20 protein-coding genes and 3 pseudogenes are annotated in these 24786 nt (G+C 49.3%); 22 read left to right on the top strand and 1 reads right to left on the bottom strand.

Features of this window, described 5'->3' with window-relative positions:
* Together AAZT04_RS25480 and AAZT04_RS25475 are read left to right on the top strand one after the other, a co-directional pair.
* Positions 1 to 2566, top strand: a pseudogene (locus tag AAZT04_RS25480) (hypothetical protein); the annotation flags it as partial.
* A 481-nt stretch (positions 2567 to 3047) separates the two neighbouring features.
* Positions 3048 to 5351: a hypothetical protein gene (locus tag AAZT04_RS25475; RefSeq protein ID WP_434682281.1), complete on the top strand. Its 2304-nt coding sequence runs from the start codon at positions 3048 to 3050 to the stop codon at positions 5349 to 5351.
* 34 nt (positions 5352 to 5385) lie between these two features.
* On the opposite strand, the gene AAZT04_RS25470 is transcribed toward AAZT04_RS25475, so the two are convergent.
* Positions 5386 to 6489 (bottom strand): reverse transcriptase domain-containing protein, encoded by a 1104-nt coding sequence (locus AAZT04_RS25470; RefSeq protein ID WP_434682279.1) that lies wholly within the window; start codon positions 6487 to 6489, stop codon positions 5386 to 5388.
* An 820-nt stretch (positions 6490 to 7309) separates the two neighbouring features.
* On the opposite strand from AAZT04_RS25470, the gene AAZT04_RS25465 reads away from it, so the two are divergent.
* The 20 genes and pseudogenes from AAZT04_RS25465 to AAZT04_RS25370 all read left to right on the top strand — a co-directional run bounded on the left by AAZT04_RS25465 (position 7310) and on the right by AAZT04_RS25370 (position 24734).
* A complete protein-coding gene (locus AAZT04_RS25465) occupies positions 7310 to 9385 on the top strand; it encodes an ATP-binding protein (RefSeq protein WP_434682276.1) in 2076 nt (691 codons plus the stop codon).
* 26 nt (positions 9386 to 9411) lie between these two features.
* On the top strand, positions 9412 to 10296 hold the full coding sequence (locus AAZT04_RS25460; protein WP_434682273.1) for a Pvc16 family protein: 885 nt from the start codon (positions 9412 to 9414) through the stop codon (positions 10294 to 10296).
* Positions 10297 to 10766: 470 nt separating this feature from the next.
* Positions 10767 to 11219: a hypothetical protein gene (locus AAZT04_RS25455; protein WP_129984059.1), complete on the top strand. Its 453-nt coding sequence runs from the start codon at positions 10767 to 10769 to the stop codon at positions 11217 to 11219.
* Between the two features lie 140 nt (positions 11220 to 11359).
* Positions 11360 to 12094, top strand: a complete 735-nt coding sequence (locus AAZT04_RS25450; protein WP_434682270.1) for a helix-turn-helix transcriptional regulator — start codon at positions 11360 to 11362, stop codon at positions 12092 to 12094.
* An 80-nt stretch (positions 12095 to 12174) separates the two neighbouring features.
* Positions 12175 to 12393 carry an ANR family transcriptional regulator gene (locus AAZT04_RS25445; protein WP_129984061.1) on the top strand — a complete coding sequence of 73 codons (219 nt, stop codon included), beginning with the start codon at positions 12175 to 12177 and terminating at the stop codon, positions 12391 to 12393.
* Between the two features lie 735 nt (positions 12394 to 13128).
* Entirely contained in the window at positions 13129 to 13596 is a 468-nt protein-coding gene (locus AAZT04_RS25440; RefSeq protein ID WP_434682266.1) for a hypothetical protein, read from the top strand.
* 447 nt (positions 13597 to 14043) lie between these two features.
* Complete coding sequence (locus AAZT04_RS25435; protein ID WP_434682263.1) at positions 14044 to 15891, top strand: toxin; 1848 nt, start codon at positions 14044 to 14046, stop codon at positions 15889 to 15891.
* Between the two features lie 248 nt (positions 15892 to 16139).
* A pseudogene (locus AAZT04_RS25430) lies at positions 16140 to 16361 on the top strand (transposase); the annotation flags it as partial.
* A 9-nt stretch (positions 16362 to 16370) separates the two neighbouring features.
* A pseudogene (locus AAZT04_RS25425) lies at positions 16371 to 16509 on the top strand (IS6 family transposase); the annotation flags it as partial.
* Positions 16510 to 16811: 302 nt separating this feature from the next.
* Positions 16812 to 16985: a hypothetical protein gene (locus tag AAZT04_RS25420; RefSeq protein WP_434682261.1), complete on the top strand. Its 174-nt coding sequence runs from the start codon at positions 16812 to 16814 to the stop codon at positions 16983 to 16985.
* Positions 16986 to 17025: 40 nt separating this feature from the next.
* On the top strand, positions 17026 to 17640 hold the full coding sequence (locus AAZT04_RS25415; RefSeq protein WP_129984064.1) for a DUF2913 family protein: 615 nt from the start codon (positions 17026 to 17028) through the stop codon (positions 17638 to 17640).
* A gap of 149 nt (positions 17641 to 17789) precedes the next feature.
* A complete protein-coding gene (locus AAZT04_RS25410; protein ID WP_129984065.1) occupies positions 17790 to 17933 on the top strand; it encodes a hypothetical protein in 144 nt (47 codons plus the stop codon).
* Positions 17934 to 18385: 452 nt separating this feature from the next.
* Entirely contained in the window at positions 18386 to 18544 is a 159-nt protein-coding gene (locus tag AAZT04_RS25405) for a DUF5993 family protein (RefSeq protein WP_165367054.1), read from the top strand.
* Between the two features lie 13 nt (positions 18545 to 18557).
* On the top strand, positions 18558 to 19127 hold the full coding sequence (locus AAZT04_RS25400; protein ID WP_129984066.1) for a disulfide bond formation protein B: 570 nt from the start codon (positions 18558 to 18560) through the stop codon (positions 19125 to 19127).
* 89 nt (positions 19128 to 19216) lie between these two features.
* Positions 19217 to 19600 carry a lysozyme inhibitor LprI family protein gene (locus tag AAZT04_RS25395; protein ID WP_434682257.1) on the top strand — a complete coding sequence of 128 codons (384 nt, stop codon included), beginning with the start codon at positions 19217 to 19219 and terminating at the stop codon, positions 19598 to 19600.
* Positions 19601 to 20236: 636 nt separating this feature from the next.
* A complete protein-coding gene (locus tag AAZT04_RS25390; protein WP_434682255.1) occupies positions 20237 to 21319 on the top strand; it encodes a hypothetical protein in 1083 nt (360 codons plus the stop codon).
* Positions 21320 to 22350: 1031 nt separating this feature from the next.
* A complete protein-coding gene (locus tag AAZT04_RS25385) occupies positions 22351 to 22884 on the top strand; it encodes a Csu type fimbrial protein (RefSeq protein WP_129984068.1) in 534 nt (177 codons plus the stop codon).
* A 50-nt stretch (positions 22885 to 22934) separates the two neighbouring features.
* On the top strand, positions 22935 to 23390 hold the full coding sequence (locus AAZT04_RS25380) for a Csu type fimbrial protein (RefSeq protein ID WP_242498895.1): 456 nt from the start codon (positions 22935 to 22937) through the stop codon (positions 23388 to 23390).
* Positions 23391 to 23395: 5 nt separating this feature from the next.
* Positions 23396 to 23944, top strand: a complete 549-nt coding sequence (locus AAZT04_RS25375; RefSeq protein WP_434682287.1) for a Csu type fimbrial protein — start codon at positions 23396 to 23398, stop codon at positions 23942 to 23944.
* Positions 23945 to 23969: 25 nt separating this feature from the next.
* Entirely contained in the window at positions 23970 to 24734 is a 765-nt protein-coding gene (locus AAZT04_RS25370) for a fimbrial biogenesis chaperone (protein WP_434682252.1), read from the top strand.
* Positions 24735 to 24786 lie beyond the last annotated feature (52 nt).

Raw genomic sequence — 24786 nt, 5'->3', positions numbered from 1 at the left:
GGACGCGGTGGCGGTGCAGCATGCGACACTGAAAGGTGAGTGGCGCGAGCAGGCCGGCAACTACACGGCGACCTACACGGCAGACCAGGCGGGCACGGGCCTGCAGGCGACGCTGACGCTCAGTGGCGCCACGGCCAGTCCGGCGGTCTATGCCATCACGGCGGGCGCGGTGAGTGCGGCGACGTTGGCGGTCGACAAAGACAGCTACGTGTCGGGCAGTGACATCCAGGTGACGGTGACGTTGAAGGATGCACAGGGCAACGCGGTCGGCGGTCAGGCGTCAAGCCTGACGGACGCGGTGGCGGTGCAGCATGCGACACTGAAAGGTGAGTGGCGCGAGCAGGCCGGCAACTACACGGCGACCTACACGGCAGACCAGGCGGGCACGGGCCTGCAGGCGACGCTGACGCTCAGTGGCGCCACGGCCAGTCCGGCGGTCTATGCCATCACGGCGGGCGCGGTGAGTGCGGCGACGTTGGCGGTCGACAAAGACAGCTACGTGTCGGGCAGTGACATCCAGGTGACGGTGACGTTGAAGGATGCACAGGGCAACGCGGTCGGCGGTCAGGCGTCAAGCCTGATGGACGCGGTGGCGGTGCAGCATGCGACACTGAAAGGTGAGTGGCGCGAGCAGGCCGGCAACTACACGGCGACCTACACGGCAGACCAGGCGGGCACGGGCCTGCAGGCGACGCTGACGCTCACTGGCGCCACGGCCAGTCCGGCGGTCTACAGTATCTTCGCGGCTCCGGCAGTGAAGGACGTGAAAGCCACTTCGACGACGGTTGAGGCCGGCAAATCCCTGGGGGTGAGTTATGCCTTTGTCACCAACGGCACGGGCACTGATGCATCCACTTACCAGTGGAAGTACAGACAAGGGACTTCCGGTGACTGGACGACGCCACAATCTGCAGATGCGAAGAAGCAGGATTGGAAGCCTGATGCGACCTATGCGGGGTACCAGGTTCGACTGACGATAACGCCGAAAGGTGCGTTGCACCCTGAGCTGCCTGGTGTTCCAGCTGATGGCCCGGAAATCAGTATCTTCGCGGCTCCGGCAGTGAAGGATAATAAGGTCACCATCAAGGGAAGTGGTCAGGTTGGTCAGAAATTGCAGGCCGAGTACGGTTTTGTGGCGAACGGTACGGGCGCTGATGACTCAACGGTCAAGTGGCAGTGGCGGAACAGCAATGGCGAGTGGAAGCTATTTACTAGTAACAGCAAGTTCGATGGGAATGTCTATACCCCGGGAAGTGATGACGCAGGAGATGTTGTTCGCGCCTGTGTTACCCCTAAGGGTAAGGAGCAAAGCATCAAGGGGAGTGAGGTTTGTGTTGCTGGGTCTGACCTGATCACGATTGCTGGTACCCCAGAGGTGCGGGATGTAACACGTCTCCCCGATTCGTCCCTAGCTGGCAAGGCTCTTGATGTGAGCTACACCTTTGTTTCGAATGGTACTGGTGACGATGGCTCCATTTATCAATGGGAGTACTGGGAGAATGATGAATGGAAGGTACCGAATGATCCAAAGGCCAAGGAAAAGAGGTGGACGCCGGATAGTGGCTATGTGGGGTACTCTGTTCTCCTTAGGATCACACCGAGAGGGAAGAGATATCCTCTGATTACTGGCAATGACGTCCATTCTGGGGTGGTGTACATCTATAGTGCTCCGAAAATTACGGGTTTGAGCGCTCCAGCTTCGTCCCCGGTCGACAAAGAACTTGATGTAACGTACAGGTTTATTTCGAATGGCTCTGGGAATGACGCATCCACTTACCAGTGGGAGTACTTGGAGGGGGGGCGCTGGCATGTGCCGGATGCTCAGGCGGCTAAGCAGAGGAAATGGACACCTGATGCCAGTTATGCAGGGTATCAGGTTCGGCTGTGCGCCACACCGCGAGGAGATAGCGCTCATGCTTCTGGATTGACCGGTGAAAAAGCCTGCAGTAATCCGGTAGATATCTATAAATTAAGCCTGCCGATAGTCACTGTGAATCTGCCCAGCATATCGCTGGCCGATAAGCCGATTGATGTGACGGGTTATAACTATAATCCGAATGGTGCTGGAAGTGATGTATCCACTTACCAGTGGGAGTACTTGGAGGGAGGGCGCTGGAAGGTGCCGAATACTCCTGCGGCCAAAAAGAAGGAGTGGACGCCAGACGCCAGCTATGCAGGGTATTCGGTTCGCTTGAGTGTCACTCCCAAGGGGGGGGCTAATTCTGCTGCATCTGGTGATATCGTTCACAGTAATGAGGTGGAGGTCTACACCCTTTCCAAGCCAGATATTACATGGATAGCGTGCTTTTATAAGGTTAGCATGTGGCCGCCTTCTCGCCAAACGCGGTTGGAAGCGAAGTGGCGCACCGAAAAACTCCCTAAGAATGGGGTTTCTATATACATGGAGAGGAGTGACATGGGTAACGCTAAAAACGGGGGTCTTAATAGTGTAATTGGGGGTGATACTGGCTCTGTGTCTTTATATTTTAGGGACCGCTTTGGGAATGAGAGTGAGAAAAGACACTACTTATATAGTGGTGCTACCTCCTGCGATATTAAGGGGTGAGCTGTTTTATGATGTATTTGCCGATCTTTGCGATTTGGTGGTTTTATTTGTCTGATTAAAATTTGTACGTGGATGTCGATTGAGTAAGCGGGTGTTTATGGATGGAAGCTACTAAGCATCCGCATTACTCGATATGATTTTTTTGTTAAATGTGTTTATTGTTTTTAATTTCCTGCTGCATGTAATGGTGTTTTGAGTGTGTCCGGTATAAGGCTGCATGGGTAAATAGATTGTTTTTTTGCTGATATGATTAATCGCAGTGATGTCACTGTCGTGAAAGTAATTAATCCGAAAATAAACGTGACAAAGAGCAAGTGAAGAAAGTAATCATTGCGATGCCGCGTCCCGCTTGATGTTATTCACTCTAAACGTGTTATCTCTGTCTGTTTGCCGAAAATGATTTCTGGACGATAGTCCGGCGGTTCCGATAAGTGATGTATTAGGCAAACATAACCAAAAATTCGAAATAAGAGGCGAGCTCATGGCTGATACTGAAAGAAACAATAAAAAGATAAATATCACAGAACTGAAAAATGCCTTTAAAGAAGGCGCCATTCCCAATGAGCAAGATTATGGAAACCTCATTGACTTAGCTGCTGTTGGGGGGAGGGTTCTGGGAGCAACTGAAGAGGATGCGACTGCCCTGCACTTAGGGGATGGCTTGAAGTATGTCGATGGCAAACTCGCTATCCTTCCTACTCCTGCCGGTGGTGTCTTGGTCAATAAAGAAGGTGTCTCGGTCAAGGTGGATGGCAATGCGCTGGCGGCGACAGAGAAGGGCGTGGCGCTGAGGCTGCATCAAGACAGTGGGCTGGCCGTTGACGATAACGGGCTGCATATTAAGGCAGGTGCGGGGATAAAAGCGGATAAGGGTGGTGTGACCGTGGCACTCGGTCCAAAGTCAGGATTGACGGTGGAGGGGAATAAGCTGGCGGTAAACTTGTCTCAAACCTCAGGCCTGGCCTTTGATGAGAAAGGTGCCCTGAAAGTTAACGTCAATACGGAAGAAAAAAACAACTACATCACATCGACCGACAAAGGTTTGGCGATTACAGCTGAGGGTGTCACAAAAATCAAAGAGACCCTTAAAGAAGTATCCCTGACGGCGTTAGAGAGAGCCGTCAGAGGAACCGACAGTGGCGCTAAAGATGATTATAAAGCGGATGGCGAGGTGGAAGCGCAGATTTCACAAGCACTGGTTAATGCCTATAAACAGCGGAGCAATGGAAAGATAAGAACGCTCCCTGCTATCAGTGTGTTGCCGCAGCTGGCTGAAAAAATCAACCTGAAAGAAAAGCTGCAAGAGGAATTGAAAAAAAAACCGAAAGGAATTCCTGAGGGGGAGACATTTTATGCGTTCATAAAAGGAAGTGATGACAAAACACTTTGGGATAGCATCGTTAAGGCGTTTACTCTCGATGGGGTGTTACATCTTACACAGAAAGCGGGTGGCGATATCCACATTCTTGGGTTAGGCACTTCGCACGATAAAAAAGGGCCGTTCCCTGTGATGGTTGAGTTGTCGCTTAGTGTGGCTACTCCTGCGGTAAGTGATAAATCGACGTTTACCCTGGATCAGAATGCTTATCGTGCCGGTGCGGATATGACCGTTAACGTTGTCCTCAAGGATAAAGATGATAAGTCAGTAACAGGTCTGAAAGAAATAATGTCAACCAGTGTTAAAGTGCCTAATAGTGAAGAAGGCACCTGGAGTGAGTCGGAGCCAGGGCATTACTCTGGTGTCTATAAGGCAGGTGTTCACAGCGATGAAAATAAGGCAAGCCTGCAATTACCCGGATGGGCTGATGAGAATAAGAAGGAGTCAGCCAAGTATTATATCTTCGCCGCAGCTGAAGTTAAGGATGTGAAAGCCACTTCGACGACGGTTGAGGCTGGCAAATCCCTGGGGGTGAGTTATGCCTTTGTCGCCAACGGTACGGGTGCTGATGTATCCACTTACCAATGGAAGTACAGATATGGGACTTCCGGTGACTGGAAGGCACCACAATCTACTGATGCGAAGGTGCTGGATTGGGTACCGGGCGTGGACTATGCGGGGTACCAGGTTCGACTGACAATCACGCCGATAGGTGCCGCGCCCCCTAAGTTGCCTGGTGTTCCAGTTGATGGTCCGGAAATCAGTATCTTCGTCTTTCCGAAGGAGGTTAGTGTTAATGGTTATACGTTTGCACATGACGCGGGTTTCCCGACCACGGGTTTCAGAGGGGCGCAATTTACCCTGGTGCTCAATGATGGTAAAGCCAGCGATTATAATTGGGAGTCTTCAGCCGCCTGGGTGAAGGTAACGGATGGTGTAGTCACCTTCACAGGTCAGGGCGACGGTAACGAAGTGACAATTACCGGGAAGCGAAAAGAAGGGGGCAGTAGCTATATCGAGTATAAATTCAAACTGAAGAAATGGTTCACTAACGAGGAGAACACGATTATGACATATGCGGAAGCTGAGGCACTGGCGTCCGGCCACGGTCGGATGCCAGGCATTTCCGATTTTTTAGCAGCCCACGGTGTGCGCATTGTAAAGACACTAGTAAACGAGTGGGGAAATCTAAGCAAATACGACGGCGGATGGCAGTTAATATCGGACAAGGGACCGCTGATGAGCAGCGACGGGGCCGGATATTGGTTAGCGACGGTGCCCGGCGGTCGGCATAGGTTGTTAGTACCTCGCGAAAGTTTTGGCATTAACGCGATAGACGAGAATTCCGAACACAGCCGGTTCTCGTTTTACGGGCGACATTTTGTAGCCATAGTTAAGGATTTATAGCCGCCGTAGACCCAGGCGATTCCCCGAGTTAGTTCTAGCACTTGACTACACGGAGGAACTGCCGAATAACCGCGGGACGCATATGGTTAGCATGCGCCCAGGACGTGCCACACAAAAGGCTAACAGCCGTCATTCTGGGTGGCATGGGCAAAATAAACCGACCAACGGCAAAACTCGGTCCGGGCGGTACCAGAGCCCGGACCCACCGTCTGCGGTACTGCGCCATCCGAGCTGCCTGATCGTGCGGACTCAGGTTCCGGATTTGCTCATAAAGCCGGCGGCACTGCTGGCGGTGCTTACTCACGGCGCGGGGTGCGATGGTCCGCATCCCGCCTGTCTTAAACCATAATCCCATCCAATCAAATCCTTGGGCGGTGTAACCCAACTGCGTTTTGTCCGGATGAAGGGTGAAGCCGTATTCCGCCATCAGCCGTTTCAGGTCACGCACTGCCCACCGCAACAGCCAGCGAGTCGGTGCCAGGATAAGGAAATCGTCCATGTAGCGAGCGTAGCGGACACGCGGTTGATGTTTTTCAAAGTGGAGGTCTGTCTCATACAGGTGAAAGGCGGCCAGTAGCGGACTCAGGGCAGCACCCCGGCTGATCCCTCTGCGCGGGGTGTGGAAGTTCCCACCCTGCTCCACGCTGTAGTTTAGGAACTGCCAGAGGAGGTTAAGCAGTACTGGGTGACTGACGTGTCGGCAGAGTTGGTCGTACAGCCGGGTTTTGTCAATGTTGGCGTAATAGCCTTTGATATCTGTGCGAAACACAAAAGGCGTTCGACGCGCACGGAGGTGCCGGTCGACGCGAATGGCGCTCTGCCGCCCGCCGCCGTGGCCTCGGACGTGCTCACAGAGCGGATGCACCGGCAACTGCGTTTCCAGCATCTCGGTGAGCATCTTCAGGACCAAGGCATCGGATGAAGACCAGAGAGCTACGGACTCACCTGAAGCCTTTTTCACAATCTGTAACGGAGACAGGACATATGTCCGGGTATTAACGGCGCTGAGGATGCGCTCTTGCGCCTGCGGCCAGCGAAAGCGTAGGTCCCATATGTCGGCGTTATCGGGATAATGACTGCGCTGACGAGTCAGCCACTGATACGCATTCTCGATGTGAGCAGGTGTGAAACAGGCCACGGATTTTTCAGTGCGCTGACGAGGCCGCAGGACTAGCAAATTTGTGCGTTGTTTAATGAGGAAGCATTTTGTTGTTTCATAACTGTCAGCGTAATCAAAGCGCAGTATTCTGTCATTTTTATTTATCGAACAGTAACCTCGTGGGGATGTCTTTCAGACATGTAGCCGCAACCTGCATAGGCAAAGATGTACTGCTATGGTCTCTGACAGGAGAACCGCTGTTTACCTGCGGAATTTGTGGCTCTGTTGCCCGGATAGTGTTCTTTGTAGTGGCGCAGAAGGAGGCCGGTTTTGTCTCCGATAACAACTGGATGTCTGTGTAGTACCGTGCTGGCAACCGGCCAGTTCATACAACAGTAGTTCGCTTTATCACTGCGTGCAGAACCGAAGAATAGGACGATTCTACGGTCCATGCTGACTATCCGCAGTGCATTCTCGACGGCGTTATTATTCGCTACAGATCTTTTTATTCAGCGCAGGTCTGCATCAAGGCATTGGGGAGCTAAACGTGATTTATGAAATCATTATCTCAATTGCGATTTTTATTATCATTATTGTAACGATACCCTTGATTTTCTGGATGTTAATGAAGGTGGATTAATAAATGATTGGCGGTTTTTTTCATTGTGTCGCCAGCATGTACATGAATTATTCTCTCTGTGTCTCTGTCTGAGTTAAATATCTCAGGGCGAAATGATACTTCGTCTCAGATATCACCAGGGTGACCGCATGGACGGCCACATCTAAAATAATCATTTCCCTTATACGGCTCCCTTGCAGGTTTAAGGTGGGGGACTCATACACCATCTAGGATATCCCCATGACATTCGCATTTGACTCCTTGCCGTTTTCTGCGGAGCGCGGCATCCACGAACATGAGGGCTTCAGTTATCATATTGGGCGCATTGCCTTGCTTTTTCAGCGGGATTATTTGCTACGTGTCGGTGAGCCGCCCGAGCCGATGCAGCCTCTCTTTGTGCCTGTTGAACATATCGACGGTTACTTGAGCGATCCGCATCCGCCTTATTTTGATGTAGAGGACATTGGGATTTATCTGCCTGACCAGGATGAGGAATTGAGTCACCGCTTGCAGTTTCTCTCGTCGGCTTTTGACCTGACCCCGTTTGAACAGGGGGTGCTGTTGGCGGCCTTGTTGCCGCGTTTGAGTGATGACTACAGTCAACTGCCTTATGGTGGGTTTCAAGACGGGGTCAGTCGGGCCGTCTTGGTCCGATTATTTTCCGGCTCGCAAATAAAGTATCGCCTGCTGCAGGCCGCCTTGCATCCGGCATCCCCGTTGTTTCAGTTCGCTCTGTTATCTGAAACTCAAGCTGGAAAAGGCAGTGCGATGGCGCAGTCTTATGTCGTCCATGAGTCGGTCTGGCAGTTTTTTTGTGGCAATGGAACGCTGTCCAGTCAACGCTACGCATTCTATCGTCGGGTAGAGCGCGACAATGTGGCCTGGAGTCCCCCAGAACTGGCGTCGGCGTTGTCCCGCGCAGCCCCCGCTTTTCTCGAGATCCCTGCGCCGGTCGTTGTGATTGAAGGCAATCAGCGAGATGGCCGGGAGCACGCTCTGGCCAACATATTGGCTGCAGAAGCGCGTACGGTATCGTGCTTTGATGTCAGCGATATGCATGAGTTGTCTGTTGAAAAACAAAAGCAGATAACCACGGACATTGTGCGTGACACCCTATTGGATAATGCCGTGTTGATTTTGGGGAGTTTCAGTGAGCCCGAGACAGGCAAGAGCAGCGTTATCCGAACCTTGGAGAAATTGTTGCCGCAGGTTTGTTTGCCGCTTTTTATTTTGCCGGAAACCCCTGCTGAAGTACCTGGGTTCAGAGCGTTGCCCTACGTCTATTTAGTTATGCCATCCCCGTCTCTGGAGGAGAAAGTGAAGGGGTTACAAGCCGCGTGGCCGGCCCTTTTCGACGATGAAGAAGAGCAAGCGGTACGGACGCTCGCCCAGCGTTATCATTTTTGTCCCGCGGATGCCTCGCGGTTGCTCAGCGAGGCGGATTATTATCGTGCGATAAAAGAGTCGCCCGAACTTGTCATGGCGAATTTGCACTCGGCATTATCTTATCGCTCGCGGATGAACTTCGGTAAGTTGGCACAGCGCATCACGCCTCGTCGCACCTTTGAGGATTTAGTGGTGTCTGCGGAGTTGAAAGGGCAGCTTGGGGAAATCCTGTCGACCATTCGGTTGAAGGAGACCATTATCAATGCGCATTTTCAGCGTAAGGCCGGGGCTGAAACCGGTGTCAGCGTGTTGTTCTATGGCGAATCCGGCACGGGGAAGACCCTGGCGGCTGAAGTCATCGCCCAACATCTGGGGGTCGATTTGATTAAGGTGGACTTGCCCAATGTGGTGGATAAATTCATTGGGGAAACCGAGAAAAACCTGTCGCGGATTTTCGACCTGGCTCAGGCTGACAGTGGCGTATTATTTTTTGACGAAGCCGATGCCTTGTTTGGCAAGCGAAGTGAGACCAAAGATGCGCGTGACCGGCATGCCAATATTGAGGTGTCCTATTTGCTTCAACGGCTGGAAACCTATCCCGGTTTAGTTATTCTGGCCACCAATAACCGCAGTCATCTCGACAGTGCGTTTAATCGACGATTTACCTTCATTACGCGCTTTACGTATCCGGACCTCGCCTTGAGGGAAGAGATGTGGCGGTCAATATGGCCATCGACACTGAGCGTTGCTGAGGAGGTCGACATCGCCTCTCTGGCGGCCAGGAGTGAACTGACGGGCGCCAATATCCGTAATGTGGCGTTGTTGGCTACGGTGTTGGCCGTTGATGCCGGCGCTGAAGCCATACAGTTGTATCATATTGAGCAGGCGATCAATCGAGAGCTTGCCAAACTGGGGCGCTTACCGCTCTGAATGTTTTTATTATGCGTGAGGTGACAATGTCTGAAGATACTATTGTGAAAGTAAATACCGCGCTAAAAACGGTGTTGGAGAAGTATTTTAACAATGCTATTGATATTCGGTTTGACCTGCCAGAAATGAACAGTGTGCAGCCGGCACCAACGGTAAGTGTATTTTTGTATGATGTACATGAAGATTTGGAATTGCGACAAAGTCGGTACCCTTCTTTGAGAACGGTACCAGACGCCTCACATGCGAGCTGGGTTAATTTAAATTGTAACTACCTGATTACGTATTGGGAAACTCAATCACCGGGAAAAGACAGTAAAGGCCCGGATAGTGCCCCCGATAACCAGGCGATACAGACCATCACCAAGACGCTGCAGGCCTTGTTGAACCATCGTGTCTTGGAAGGGATTGAGGGAGCCTATGCTCGAGTGATCCCCCCGCAGGAAAACTTGACCAGTTTAGGAACGTTTTGGCAAGCCTTGGGACACCGCCCTCGATTATCACTGTTATATTCCGTCACCGTGCCATTCTTGTTGAACGATGGAGAGAAGCCCGTGCCGATTGAAACCTTTGATGCAAGGGTTATCGATATCAAGACGGCGCTTTCGAGCATTGCATTGGGCCAGGCTAGCTATGTTGCCGGTGGTGAAATGGTGGTAACGGTGACGGTGAAAAATGCGCAGGGCAACGCGGAGACTGGCCTGGCATCGGTACTGAGGGTGAGCGTGCCACACGCCAAGTCACAGGAGGTGACCTGGACGGACAACCGCGATGGGACCTACGTCGCGCGCTATGTCGCGGGTCAGGCGGGTGCTGGACTGAAGGCGACGTTGGTGGTGGGGGAGACGAGCGTGCAGTCTGCGGTGTATGCGGTCACGGCGAAGATGGCCAATAATAAGATGATACAGGCATAATACTATTGTCCGTCAGTGATATCTTTATTGCGTATTGTGCAAAAACACAGTGTGTTGAAACGTCCTCTTCATTCACTCTGTCAAATCTATTATAACGTTACTGATGACATCATGACGTATATCTGTGTTATAGCTTCATTGATGTGTGGTGAAGTTATACAGGGAATTTTGTTGATGCTGTTAGTTATTTTTTATCTCGGGTGATATATGAATCAAACGTGCTTCATTATTTCCGTGGGTGCTATCCTTCTGTTTATTGTTTTATTCAAAATGTCATTTGTGGCTCTTTAAAGTCATTTGAATCTATTTAAAATTTATTTAATTAACGTTTTTATTTTCCTATCCGCATCGAGATGCCGTTATGTGGGCGAGTTTTTGTTATCCCGTTGTTGGGTTATGCCTATTAGGTTCGGTGGCAATGCATCTCATGTCTTGGGTCTTTAATACAAGAGTGTCAGTGAGGAGGGTAAATGGTAGGCCAACAAAAAAAGGATGGGACTGTCATTGATAAGAACGCGTGTCAGCGTGAGCGAGAGACATTTTATAGGCCGGAGTGCCTGTCACATTTGCCCTCATTGCCGTTGTATCTGATGGCGGCGCACTGGGGGTGGTGTACGGGGAACGATCTGACGGCGAAAGCCGTGCACCAGGCATTCAGGGTTGAGACGAGCCGTGCGCGGGCAGTGTTGCGTTACTTTTCTCGTTTTGAAACGCAGATCTCATTTTTGCGACCACGGCGAGGTGCCGTGCGCATCTTGGCTTTGCCGCCGATGGACATTGTTGATAGGCGAAGTTCTCGCAGGAGACGTTGTGCTGAGGAGGGGGTTGCTGAACTTGCTGCGCGCAAAGTCCGCGAACAGGAACAGCAACGGTTACGCCGCTGGTTTTTGCAGCGTCCTAACCGCGTGATGTTAGATGAGTGAATGCGATATGAGTGACAAGGGCTTGAGTAAGGACAATCCGGAGGCATCGATGATGGAAAATGTGTGCACTGTCATGACGGGCGGAGAGGTATTCATGAGGAATACAAAGGTGGTTAGGGACAGGGATGGGAGGCCGTGCCGTGACAAACGATATGTATCACAGTGAGCACTTTGTGGGAACAAAAGCCACCCTGTCTTACCGTCATGTCAACCGGGCTTCGGGGATCACTGTGGTTGATTCTTGCCAATATGGACGACAGGGGCTGCGGCAGATGCTGATGCTTGGCGCCTCTTATGATGTGGGTATTAGAGACCATGTCCGGGTGGAGGATGCGTTTTCAGATGGGGTCCCTGTAGAGCGGTGCCTGATTTTACGTTTGCCGCCCAAGCCAGCTCTGGCATTACAGCAGCTGTTGTATTTGGAGGGGAAAAGGATGGCCGCAGCGGGATTCCTGCGTCTGATCGTGCTCTCCCCTTTTGAGGCCAATGTTATGATCAGACGCGTGCTGGTTTGTTGTGGGATGCGCAATCCTGTTCGTATTGTGTGTGCACAGAGTCCCGTTACGTGGCTACGCCGAGTGGTGCTATCGCAGGGGACATTGTCGCAGGAAGGTGACGATGAGGTGTTACCGTACATGCCGGCGTTGAGACTCTCCTCGGCCGAGCGTGAAGTGTTGTCGAACTCCTTGAAGGAAATCCCCATTTATCTGCAATCTCAGCGGCGGGGTTGTAGCAGCAAGACGTTGTATACTTTGCAACAAAAAGCCCTAAAAAAACTGAATGCGTCGGGTTTGCAAGGCTTGATGCAGCATTTTGTGTCGACGAGTCAGTGCGGCTGGCTCAGTGAGGTGGGGGAAGGGAAAGGGAAGAGATGATGGCGCTGGTATCACGGTGTCATCGTTGTCTGTGAACAAGGTTGAGGTGGTTGAAGGGTGTGCATTGTCAGGAGAGACGAATGAGAAAGAGCACAATGAGCAAGAACGCAATGTGTGTTAATACCCCCCGAAAGCGTTTGTTCGCCCTGATGGAGCAAGCGGCATTGCTGGAGCGAGACGCCTGCTTTGAGGATGCGGCGTATTATTGGTTGGCGAGTTTGGCGTTAGCGGAGAAATGGAGTGAGCGACACTGGTGCGAGGCCCGAGCATCCTTATGTCAAAAGCGGGTCATGACCTAAGCATTGTCGGTGGCCTGTATTCACATTGATGTTTATTGACACCTTGCCTCATATTATTCCCGTAAATATGGAAGTGTAAGCGTGTGGGGGCTGTGAAGGGTTATTTTTGCAAAGCCAATGTTGCCACTTTTATTTATCACTCATGTGTCGCGGTGTTATAGCGTGCGAGAATGGAGGTCGGTATGTATAAACGCGAAGTAAAACGAACCGATAAACATCATGATAAAAATGAGGGTGTTCAGGGCGGTTATGTTCAAAATATAGGAAGGAACAATGATGTGTATGAGGACATTACGTATTCCAGCCTAAACCGACCACCGGCTCACATATAAGATAAGTCGGTAACTTTCACAGTGTATCAGTCGACAGTGTCGTGAGGCGAGAGCAAAGCGAACGCTTGCTGGATTTAAATGATTATGGGTTTTTGTGGCTAGCATTATTGTTGTGACTGTACATCGGCGTTATAAGTCATGTGTACAGTAAAAAATAGGCCCTCTTCTGCACTGGATGCAATAAATAAACGCCCGCTCTGACAGTATATGCTTAATACGTAATTTACTGACAGTAAGGTGTCTGCTGTGTATTGACTTTAACAAGTTTGCGCAGCTGTTAATCATGCTCTGAGTATAGTGATTTTACATTGAAAAACTTGCTAAAGATAGTTGCCCAACTACACTCAATAATGCCAGGTGTCTGGTAGGTATATAATGTTAAAAACACACGTGAGGTTATATAATGAGTGAAAATTTGATTAAGAATGGCGATTTCACTAAAACCAAAGATAACAAAGTCTCTGGCTGGGCTTTTTCACGTACTTTTGGCGGCTTGAGCGAAGTTATTGGCGAGATGGAAGTGAAGACAATAAAGCCATATTGCAAAGTGGGTAGTACAGAGACCATTAGGCAGCCTATTAACATTAAAAGCGGTAAGATATACGAAATTTCATTGAATGTATGCGGCGAACTTGGAGGGAAGATTTCCTTGAATTACCACGATGCCCATCAGCCTCTATGGGATCAAGCACTTCCTGATGAAAAGAAAAAAAATGAGTGGATCGAGGTTAAATGCACGTTTAACAGTCCTAGTGAAGTGAAGCGTGGTCTTGAACTTCAAATTCATGGGGCTCCCATGGCAAATCCTGACGATACAAAGAAGAGTTTTTTGAATGTTGCTGATGTTCTCGTGTATGAAGTAATAAAGTGAAATCTTTCCGTTGTGGATAAATTTGTTTAAAAATTTAAAGTTGTTATGTAATTCTCAGCCGCAATAGTGGCTGAGAATTCTAGTTAAATCATTTCTTCTGACTTTGTGCTTGGTGACTGAATGAGGATTATAAAATCTCGCAGTATTGCAGTAAGAGTAATCCTCTTTTTTATGTCGGTGCGATATGGTTTGTTGGTAGGGATAGGTTTTAATATGTTGGGGGGGGGGGAATTAAACGCTCACTTACGGGTAATTCCTTCCCCGGAGTCTATGGCCACAATCCATTATTTCATGGGGATTTTTTAGCTTGGGGTGCTTTTGGCCAAATTAATATCAATCAAGTGGCTAAGTCTGTGTAAAGGAGGGGGTATGTAATCAGCTAATATGATGAGTCATGCTAATGCTGTGATGCTTATGATGAAAGTTTATGACGATATGAGGAAGGCTATGATAGAACATAACGGTTCCAAAATAGGTTTTAAATCAAAAGCGTTAGCGACCCTGTCCTTGGGCGCTTCACTTTTCGCTGGCATGCCATTTTCTGTACTGGCGGCACAACCCACTATATCTGCGTATTACCTGTCTGGGCAAGATGAATACTCCGGTCTCGATAACTTGAAAAAACTCAGTGATAACATTGCCTCAAACAAGGCATCGTTTAACACGATAGTGATTTCCTTTGTACATCCCAGCCTCACAAATTACACATCAGGTTCACTGGCGTGTACTGGGTTGTTTGCTTATATGTGTGAGGTTAAGGATGGGAGACAGGTAGGTAATGAAAAGGTAAGCAAAGACAAAGCTATTTCTGATTTCAAACAGCTAAAAAGTATCATTGCTGACTTAAAAGCACAGGGTGTTTCAACGTATATCGCAGTGGGTGGGTGGAACTTTAGTTGTAATCCGGAAATTTATGATAAAACTGCAGGCAAAGCAAATGCCTGCGGTAATGAGAAAGGTGCGGTTTACGATACATTCCCTAATCCTATGTCTAAGGGGGGAATTCCACGGCCAGAATTTGAAAGTGCGATTGTTGGTGATGACGCCAAAAAAGCATACGGCAATATAGTCCAACTTGCTTATGATTTGGGTGCGACGGGGATTGATGTTGATTACGAAGAGTTCTGGCATGCGGATATTAATGCGAAAGAGTGGCAACTTATACCAGACAGTAAAAATGTAACTGCTAAAAAAAATATGTCATCTGTCGATTTAATGCGTTTAGGTAATGTCGATCCGACGGGGAAGGAGGGGCATAATATTTATGATGACCGAATGGAGAAGATGACGACTAAGGCTGACAATGGTAAGGATAAATACTCGATGGCGATGCCATTCACTATCCAAAAGTACAATGCCATACTACAAGCTATCTATCGCGCCATTGATAAGCAGTCTTCTGGTACTGACAAGCTGAAAGTGAGCACTGCGGGTCCAGCCGTTGGCGGGATACCAAATATGTCAGATAACTATGGCACTGTTTTTGATAAGGTAAGTACACTGGGTGGTGCATGGTGGGGGGGGAATCTTTATGGTTTAATTTATAATACGGCTCTGCTCTATCCAGATACGATTAATCGTCTAAGTTATATTGGTATTATGTCATATGATTTGGATAAGAAGGATTGTGGTCCGGAGAGGGGCAACATTCCTTGTGACCTTCCTGGTCAAGTGAATTTTTATTATAACCAATATATCAACTGGCTCAAGGCGGGTCAGGATGCCACGGCAGGGGCTGCGATCACAGCAACGGGTAAGCCTTGGCCGGCAGTGGAAATGCATCCCCAACGTTTAAATATCGCGCCACCTATCTTGGTGGGCTTTGAAGTCGGTGCGCCTGCAACAGGTGGCCTGCCGTTAGGGAAACAAGAGCTTACCGCTACTGTTGATAAAGTTATTGAACAACATAAAGATGGTATTATCATGTGGGATTTGTTTAAAGACGTCCGCTATGATAAAGGGAATTGGCACAGTGATTGGGCAACGCCACATGATGTGTTAACAACGGTTTGTAATAAAATGGGACTAACGGGAGATAAATATAGTTGTAGTAGCCCAGTACCTGCTCAAACGACAAATATTTCTGAGAGTGTGAAGAATAATTCGAGTGTTTCTGAGGATGTGAAGAATAAGTCGGGTGTCGCATCTTGGAGTGGGAGCGGTGAGTATCAGTGCGGTGCTCAAGTGGAACATGACGGCAAGTACTATATGAGGACCAATGAACGAGGTCGTGTTAAAGATAGAGATAGTGCACCTCATGTTGGGATGCTGTGGAGAGAAATAAAAAATGAGTAATTAAGGCGGTAATTTGATTTTCAGTATGGATAATGTTGCGCTCACGTATTTAAGAAATTGTTGCGTGAGCGCAATCGCTAGCTGTAATTATTGCTTTATTATAATGATAAACTCAAAGGTCAGAAACTCTGTTTAACTACTGCAGTTCCAGTGATGTGAGTCAAACACTAGGTAGGCTTTGTTGAATAAATCGCACTTTCGGGAGATTGGCGGTTCTGAACGCTACCGTTTTTTCCGCGTCAGGTCCTATGATGAAGCAAAAGTTTAAAATCAACAATTGGTTAGTCTACAATAAGGTGCTCAGGCGGCGCGGTTCGCAGAGGGTCTGGCTTGATGAGTTAGCCATTGCTGCATGGACTGAGAATACACCACCTAAAGGTTGTGGTTGACCGGTTCACTACACTGATATGCTTATTAGCACGGCCCGGATGAAGAAGCGCGTGTTACAGGGAACCGTTGACTCAATTTTTTAACTAATGGTGAATAATCTTGTGGAGAAAAAGCCCATTAATATAAAGCGTCGAATAGATTGATGCCAGGGAATGTCGTATTTTAGTGGGCACAAATGCTCTTGGCTACATTAAGTTGACTCTCATGATACGCAAGGGATAATATTAACATCCGCAACGTAATGGATTGTCACCAGCGGAAAAATTTTATCTGTTGGCTGCCTAAAAAGCAGGAAGTGCAACTTCTGCCGACACTCTGTCATTAATGCGACAGAAGCATAATGGTGTCCTTCAGCTTAACCAGCTAACGGGCGTTAGCGCTGAAAGTGGGTTGAAAGGCGCCACCCCATAATAGCGGCCACTGGCACCTGCTTTACCTGAAGTTCATGGTTAGAATGTAGCGTCTACATATAAAAATATTGCTGGGCGGAGATGCGACAGAACCCAATTGTCTCGTAATATGATGAACGGATGACTATTGCACAACAGCGGGTACAGAAGGGTATCCAATTAAGTGAACAACGCGGGACTGATAAAGGGCGCCATGAAGGCAAACGCGAAGTTGCCTGCACAATACTCACCAGCGCCCTCGATTGCGAGACGGTGATGCAGATTACCGGTCTAACCGCTGACGACCTGGCGTAGATCCGCCACTAATTCTTCGTTTCGACGGGCAGGGCAGCCATTGCTAAACAAGACTGAATCTATTTTCACAGAGAGCACCACCTCAGCGCTCAGCCATCTGGCGTTCTGCGCTCTGGTGGCGCTGGGGCTGGCCCGTCAGGATGGCGCGGGCAGCACGCCGTATGCCGAAAACCTGTTCCTGACCCGTTGGCTGTCCACTGCCCAAAAGCAAAAGCGCTTCCCCAAAAGCGTGGCTATTGACATTCAGTGGTTACTTGAGCGCGGCCGCAAACACGGACCGGCCAGCAAACTGCGCCAGCATCTTGAGTACCTCTGGCGCTCCTGCAGTGGCAATCTGGCCGCACAATCCGACCTGTTCCGGCTCACCTATGCGTCCGAAACCCTGAAAGATCAGGGCTGGGACAATTATGTGCTGGACGCGAAAGAGTGGAAGTCCTGCGTAATGCCGGTGCCGTCACAGCACAATGGGTTCTACGTCGAAAAAGCGGCGTTGAACGCCGCCTTTGCCCAGGACGGACGCCATCTGCACCCGATACCCTTTTGTGTCATCGGTGACGTTGAGCGGTTTATGTACGTCATGGCAGAGTTCGGTCTGGGCACCCGACTGCTCGGTAAGTCGGCGACCGGTCATACCATCGTACTGGAACCCGTGTAAGCGGTGTGCTCTCAGTGCGCCAGGGAAACCACGGCAGCTGACTGAAGTTCATCGGCGGGCAGCCTAGGCCACCACCGGAAGCGCGGAAGGTACGCTCACAAGGTACGCTCACAAGGTGACCGTACGGCCCCACACGGATAAAACAAGAGATGCGCCAAAAAGGATTTCCGGCTGCGCTGATAAATCAAGAGATCGCCAACAATGAGATTGACGGGTATCAGGTAGCCAAAGAGGCCCGGTTCAGAAAGTTCAGTGATGCATTACCCACGGGGCTAAAGGAAAAGAGTAAATAAACTAGGCACCTTCAATATAAGGGGTTTGCGATGGATATGTTCGTTGAACCGTTAGATTAACCCTGATTTCAATTTTGAACTCAACTGAGGAGAGGCCTAATTCTTATTTGCATGCCAGAAAACGCTATTTTATTCATCCTGACAAATGGGGACTCAAGAGCTTTTACCGACAACCGGCTCGGGCTCCCCGTCAAGAAAAATCAGGGCTGGCTGGCGGCCATGTGCTGGAGGGGGGGAGGCCGTGAGTGGCAATTGTTTGAAGGAAATACCTGGATGCGACGCCATGAATCTAACAATAAAAGGAGGGGTTCTCCATTTAAGCGATGCCTCGGGAGTTTAAGAATATTCTCTCATTGGAAAAGTAAAGATACGGTTATTATGACATAAAGCCCAATAAATCAACTACAATATCCCTACACTATTTTGTCATTCTGCAATCACGGAGATTTTTCATGTATATGTTCCTGCCCTTTCTTATCGCTTTGGGCGCGGTGCTCAGTACGATTGCTGGCAAAAAGAAATTAACGTATATCCTGTGGTTTATCCTGTTGATTATCACTTTATTCTGGTTCAAACACCACGCCACCGATCCGCTACCTCTTTCCTTCTGAACGGAATTTAATCATGGCAATTTCAATAAATTTTCCTAAAGATAATGGCCTGCCCATAGGGATGAATACACTCAGCCTGTTTGGCATTAGCGCCGCGCTCTCGGTGGCTTTCTATTATCAACTGGCGCTGTTTGATTTACCCTGCCCACTGTGTTTGTTACAGCGCGTCGGTCTGATATTGATTGGCTGCGGTTTCTTATTCAATGTGCGCTTCGGCATTAAGGGGGCACATTACGGTATGGCGTTGTTTGGCTGTGTGGTGACCGGTTCGATCGCAGCGCGTCAGATGTTTTTGCATATCCTGCCAGGTGATGCCGGTTACGGTTCAACCTTCCTGGGGCTGCATTTCTATACCTGGGCTCTGCTGTCATCCATTATCGCCGTAGTGGCGATTGCCGTGATGATGATGCTGGGCAAAGATCGGCAGGTAGCAGAAGAAACATTCACCGTTTCGTTGTGGGGGAAGCTTGCCATGCTGCTGTTTGCCCTGGTGATTGCCGCCAACCTGGTCTCAACCGTGCTCGAATGCGGTGGTGGACAATGTGTAGATAATCCAACCTTCTATCAATTGCTTGGGCAGTAGCTTCATTTTAAAGTGCCAATTGGGATAAACCCGTTGGGCACTACTTATGATGACTCATTCTCGCTTTATTACGTGTACAGGACGGAAGTATGAAAAAAATGATTGCTGCATTGTTATTCCTGTTTCCATTGTTTCAAACTACCGCGGCTGATTGCGACAATGTTCAAACTCAGTTGGACATGAATGAATGCGCCTATGCAGACTACAAAAAAGCAGATAAAGAGTTGAACACTACCTACCAGAAAATTTTGAAACTGACTTCTGGCGATCAAAAAAATCTGCTGAAGTCTGCTCAAAATAAATGGATCAGTTATCGCGATGCCGACTGTAAATTCCAAACGTATAAATCCAGTGATGGCACGGTCAATCCGATGAACACAGCTATATGTCTTCAGGACAAGACAAAACAGCGAACTCAAGAGCTACTGAGCTTACTGAACTGCCCTGAAGGTGACGTCAGCTGTCCTCTGTGACATCCAGTCCTTCATACCAGCCAAAATTGATGCCTGACACGGGATAGGCATTGAATGTCAGAGTCGAACCGCGAGGACTGCGGTCACTTAACTGTTTAAGATGAGTGACATTCAGTCTGTGGATATAATAAATTTATTGGCGTGTGCCTTGCTTTGATAACATTAGGTTATCAACGAATGAAGTTTTTTAAGGCAGGGGTATCTCATTCTTTTTTATCTGTTGTTTTTAAGTGTTTGTGCAGTTTAAATCATAAGGTTATCGCTTTACTGGAGCGAAATGATGTATGTCAGTGCATAGGCAATGCCAGGTGTTTAATACTGTGATGGTCTGGCTTTACCTGATTTGTGGTATTTTATCTGCCTTGCTCCAATCAACAACGGCCAGTCTCCATAGAGAAATAACCGGTTATTGATGTGCACTAGTGCTGCGGTATTTATGCTCGATTTATCAACATTGTTCCACCTACCCCGGGAACTCCAGGAGTTGATGATTTGTTTGAAAAAACTCAGTGCGGCTGCCTAGTCAGAGGCTCTGACTGGGGACGGGATATTTCATTGCTTGTTTGGATTATAACGATCACACAGCAAGGAGAGGTTTACTTATTATGATTTATTAAAGCAAAAGAGGTAGGGGTTATGGAACAAGAGTATTCGAAAAAAAATAAAGCAAAGCCTGCTGATGATGTTGATGCTGTCGCCAATGCATTGGCGCGAGTTTCTGTTTCGGGGGGGAGTATCTCTCAAGGGGGACAACAATCGAGTGTTGATAGTTCAACACAATCCGTCAAAAACGTATCGAGCACCAATCAACCATCGCTTGATGAGTCTGTTAAAATAGATGTTGATAACTTCCTCAATCATAAATATGCCGATAAGGTAATTAAAGACTATTGTGAAAGTCGTCATGCCAGTATACGTTTGTACGTGGAAAAATTTTTACATTTATCGTATCCGGAGCAAGAATATGAGAGTTATGTTCAGCACTCGGCATCAGCGATAATGAAAGTAATAGAAAAGAAATCTGCTCAAGACAAATTAATGAGCGACCCCACATTCAAACTCACGGACGATGAGCGGAAATATGTTCAGCGATTTTATTCAACAAATGCAGGGGCTTTATTTATCAATACGCGTGCTCGTAACCTATATCTTGTAAAACCACTGCCAGTTGTATACGAAACGGTTGATAAAGCCATAGCAGCTGGAGCCGGAGAAAAAGGTACGGATGGCGCTTCTCTTCTTCCTCAGTATATGAGAGAAAAACTTAAAAGTGCTTTTGGTAAAGGAGATCCTTTGGCTGTCATGCGAGCCTCTTTAGCCGGTGGAACGAATATCTATTCTGAGTATCAGTATCGAGGGACTCGCTTATCAGAAGTGACGTTAAAGAATTATAAAGCAGGTGATGTTCTTAAAAATGTCGCCTTTTTGTCATTCTCTCCTGACATTACTGATGGGAAATATCATCATAAGGGAAAGAAAACAGCAAGAGATTTTTTTGGTAAGTATTCTGGTCACAGCGGGGTACCTGTTCTTTACGAGTTGTCTCCTCGATCACAGGTTAGTGCGATTAAGATATCCTCCGCCAATGAACATGAAACTGTGATTGCACCCGGTAATTACTTCGAGATTTTTTCAATAAAAAAAGAACCGGACTGCTGGGTTATACAACTGGTTAATGCGCCTAAAAAAATATCTTCTTGCAAAATTATGTTCAATTGATTGGGTGTTTAGAATGGATCCTATAGATAGGCGTTATTTTTCTTGGATGTCAGCGGCATCGATAATATGTTTTTTGGTGCGGTATTATTGTACTGCATGATGACAGACCAACCTCCCTGACATTGAGGAGCATTATCCCCCTCATGCGTCAGATATAATCTATCAGACTTTTTCGTACCCTCATTGAGGTTTTGTTCAGTTAAGATAACTTAAAGTTTTCCTACAGCGATGAGCTCGCCATAGTGTTCATTGCTAGAGGGTTCGCCATTGTTGGCGTTTGTTAGTCTTTTGCCCCTACCCAGAGGGGCTTTTTTATGGTTGTATCGCGTTTATTGCAGTGCCCCAGTTCCACATATTGCACCCGTCATCATCAGATATAACCCGCATCTGGTAGCTGCATATTCTGGCAAGTGCGAGATTTTCCGGTGACGTCAAATATAGTCATCCAGCCCAGCGCACAATGGGGACTATCCTGATGATGGCATATGCACTCACCTTCAATTTTTCGCCCCACATTTTCTCGATTTATCCGGCATCTTCCCCGTAAATTCAGAGTCGTTGTCCCTTTTTAACAACGGAGGAAGAGGGGCGCTGAGCGCAATGGGGACAGTATTTCAATGACGTCTGTTGAACGAAATATTTCCCGTCATCACCCTTAAGGTATTCGCGGGCGTACAGTTCACGAATAGCCAGCCATCGCACAGGGCGTAAGCGACAAAATACATACTGCAGGCATGATGGAATACAGGCCCTGAGGCTGGTGTCGTCGCCGCCATACGAATTTTTTGCGGCGGTGAGTTTTATGATGTCGCGATGCTCCCTGTTTATTGTAACGGCGGTGGATAGAGCACCGACTTGAGAGAAAATAGGATTTTTCTTTTTATTCTATGCGTGACCGAAATCGAATTGACTACGCTTATCAGCGCCAGTTCATTACTGGTTGAAACACTGTTTTTGATATATGGCACCGTGGGGCCTCCCTGTGTGTCGGATTAATTAGGGATTTTCCCACTATTTAAATAGGATTTCTTATGGAAAAGATATTTATCGCGCTCGTTGCGGTCGTCATGCTGTGTGCCAACGGTGCGGTTAACGCCGGCGCCATTCAAGGTTCATTGGGTGTGACATTGACCATCGGCGCAGGTTGCATTGTTGGCGGAGGTGACAGCAGTGGTTCCGTCAACGACTTTGGTGCCATCAGTTTCGGCACTTACTCTTCACTGAACAACATTATCGACGCCAGCGCCACCGGCGCAGGGGGGGCCGGTACGCTGTCATTGACCTGCACCACCGGCACAGACTACACGGTGGCGCTGGACAACGGGCTTAACGTCACTTCAGGCACCCAACGCCGTATGGCCAGCACGGCGGGCGCATTTATCAATTATAACCTTTACCAGGATACCGCACGTACCACCGCCTGGGGCAGCGGTGCCAACGCACTGACCGCCACCGGCACCGGCACTGCCGTTCCTTTGACTGTCTATGGCCGCGTGCCGGCAGCTGGTTCGACACCGGCAGCGGACACTTATAATGACACCGTCACGATGACGGTCACTTGGTAACGGTGCGGTGCGCGCTTTGTTGTTGCGGATTGTGGGCCTGTAGCCTATTGGTGCAGGCCGACAGTAAAACGGCGACTATCGGTGTCAGCGTAATCTTGGTCAGCACCTGTGAGGCCGGCAGCAGTTCAGGCGGCAACGTCAGCTTCGGCACGCTGAATTTCGGAACGCTGTATTTTCTCAGCACCGCAACCAGCGTCGCCGGGCAGCAAAACGCCGGTGCCGTTCGGGTGAAATGCACCAACGGCACCAGCTACAGCGTTCTGCTTGACGGCGGGCAAAGCGATGATACTTCTGCCCGCTACCTGCAAAGTGCGGCCGGGCAACGGGTGAATTACAACCTGTACACCAACGCCGCCCACAGCACCATTTGGGATAATCTGACGGGCGTGACACAAACCGCCAACGGTTCGGACAACTGGCTGCCGGTCTATGGCATGATCCCGGCGCAGTCCACTCCCTCTAAAGGCAGTTATACCGATACGGTACAGGTCACGGTTTATTGGTAATGACGATGCGCGTTTTACTCTGTAGTTTGCTGCTTTGCCTGCCGCTTTCCCCGGCCCAAAGCGATACCGGGGTCAACGACATGTCCAAAAGCCAACCGTTCACCGTCAATGCAACGGTAGTAAAAGGTTGTGTATTGGGCAACGGCGTCAGTGACGTGGCCACCTTTGGCACCCTGAACTTCGGCACATTGTCCTCGCTTGGCCACCCAGTCAGCATCGTCTCCGGCAGTGGCGCCGGTTCGGTGCTGTTTCGCTGTAACCCGGGACTGAATGTCACACTGGCCCTCGGCGTAGGCAATCATGTGACAGGCTCTATCGCCGGCGGCAGAAAATTACAAAACTCCGCCACGTCGGAAACGCTGCTGTATCAACTTTATCAAGACAGCAACTACGCCACCCTTTGGGGCGATGGCGCCAACGGCGGCGCGACGCAGACCGTCGCCGCCACCGGCAGCACGCAAGAAATCAAGGTTTACGCCCGTCTGTTCTCAAGCAGTACCCTGCCCACCAGAGGCGTTTACAGCGATAGCGTCTTATTGACGGTGACCTATTAAGTTTTTTTGCAATAAGGATTGAGTTATGCGTATACCTTTCCACCTGCCGTTAACAGCAGCCGTGCTCCTTGCAAGCCAGCAGCACGCTCTGGCCGCGGCTTCCATTCTCATTTGGCCTATCGATCCGGTGATTGAAGATCAACAGCAGGCCACCGCGCTGTGGCTGGAAAATCGCGACAGCAAACCGGTCTATATGCAAATACGCGTGTTGGGTTGGCAACAAACCGCGGGCAAAGACGATTACAGCAACCAAAGTGACGTCATTGCCAGCCCGCCGGTGGCGTCGATCGCACCGGGTAAACGCCAGTTAATACGTCTTATCAAACAGTCGGCCCCGGCGGCGGGACAGGAGCGCGCCTACCGTGTTTTAGTTGATGAAGTGCCGGTGCAAGAAAAATCGTCGGATGCTTCCCTCTCCGGTGCGGAGATGGGGCTGAAATTCCAGATGCGCTACTCGGTGCCACTGTTCGTCAGCGGCAAGGGTGTGTGGACCAAACAGGACAGCGAAAAACCGCGCGATTACGCGACCGCCAGCCAACCCCAGCTCAGCTATCGTCTACAGCCGCAAAGCAGCGAACGCGGGCTGGAGGTGCGAAATCAAGGCGCAGTGCATGCCCGTATTTCGAAAGTGACGCTGCAAGGCCGCAGCCTGAATCCCGGCCTGATGGGATACGTGCTGTCCGGTTCGCAGATGCGCTTCGCCTTGCCGCCCGCCGGCGGTTTCAGCAGCGGCAAGCTGATGGCTACGGTCAATGACAACAAACAACCTGTCGTTATTCCGTTGTACTGAGGTCCAGATGCAGTCGACAAGGAGGTTACTGCCGCGGTGTTTCAGCGGTAAG

The sequence above is a fragment of the Serratia sp. Je.1.23.a genome (assembly GCF_051129805.1).
GTDB classification, from domain to species: Bacteria; Pseudomonadota; Gammaproteobacteria; order Enterobacterales; family Enterobacteriaceae; genus Serratia; species Serratia liquefaciens.
The sequence above is the reverse complement of the archived record's forward strand: the minus strand, read 5'-3'. Positions and strand labels throughout refer to the sequence as shown.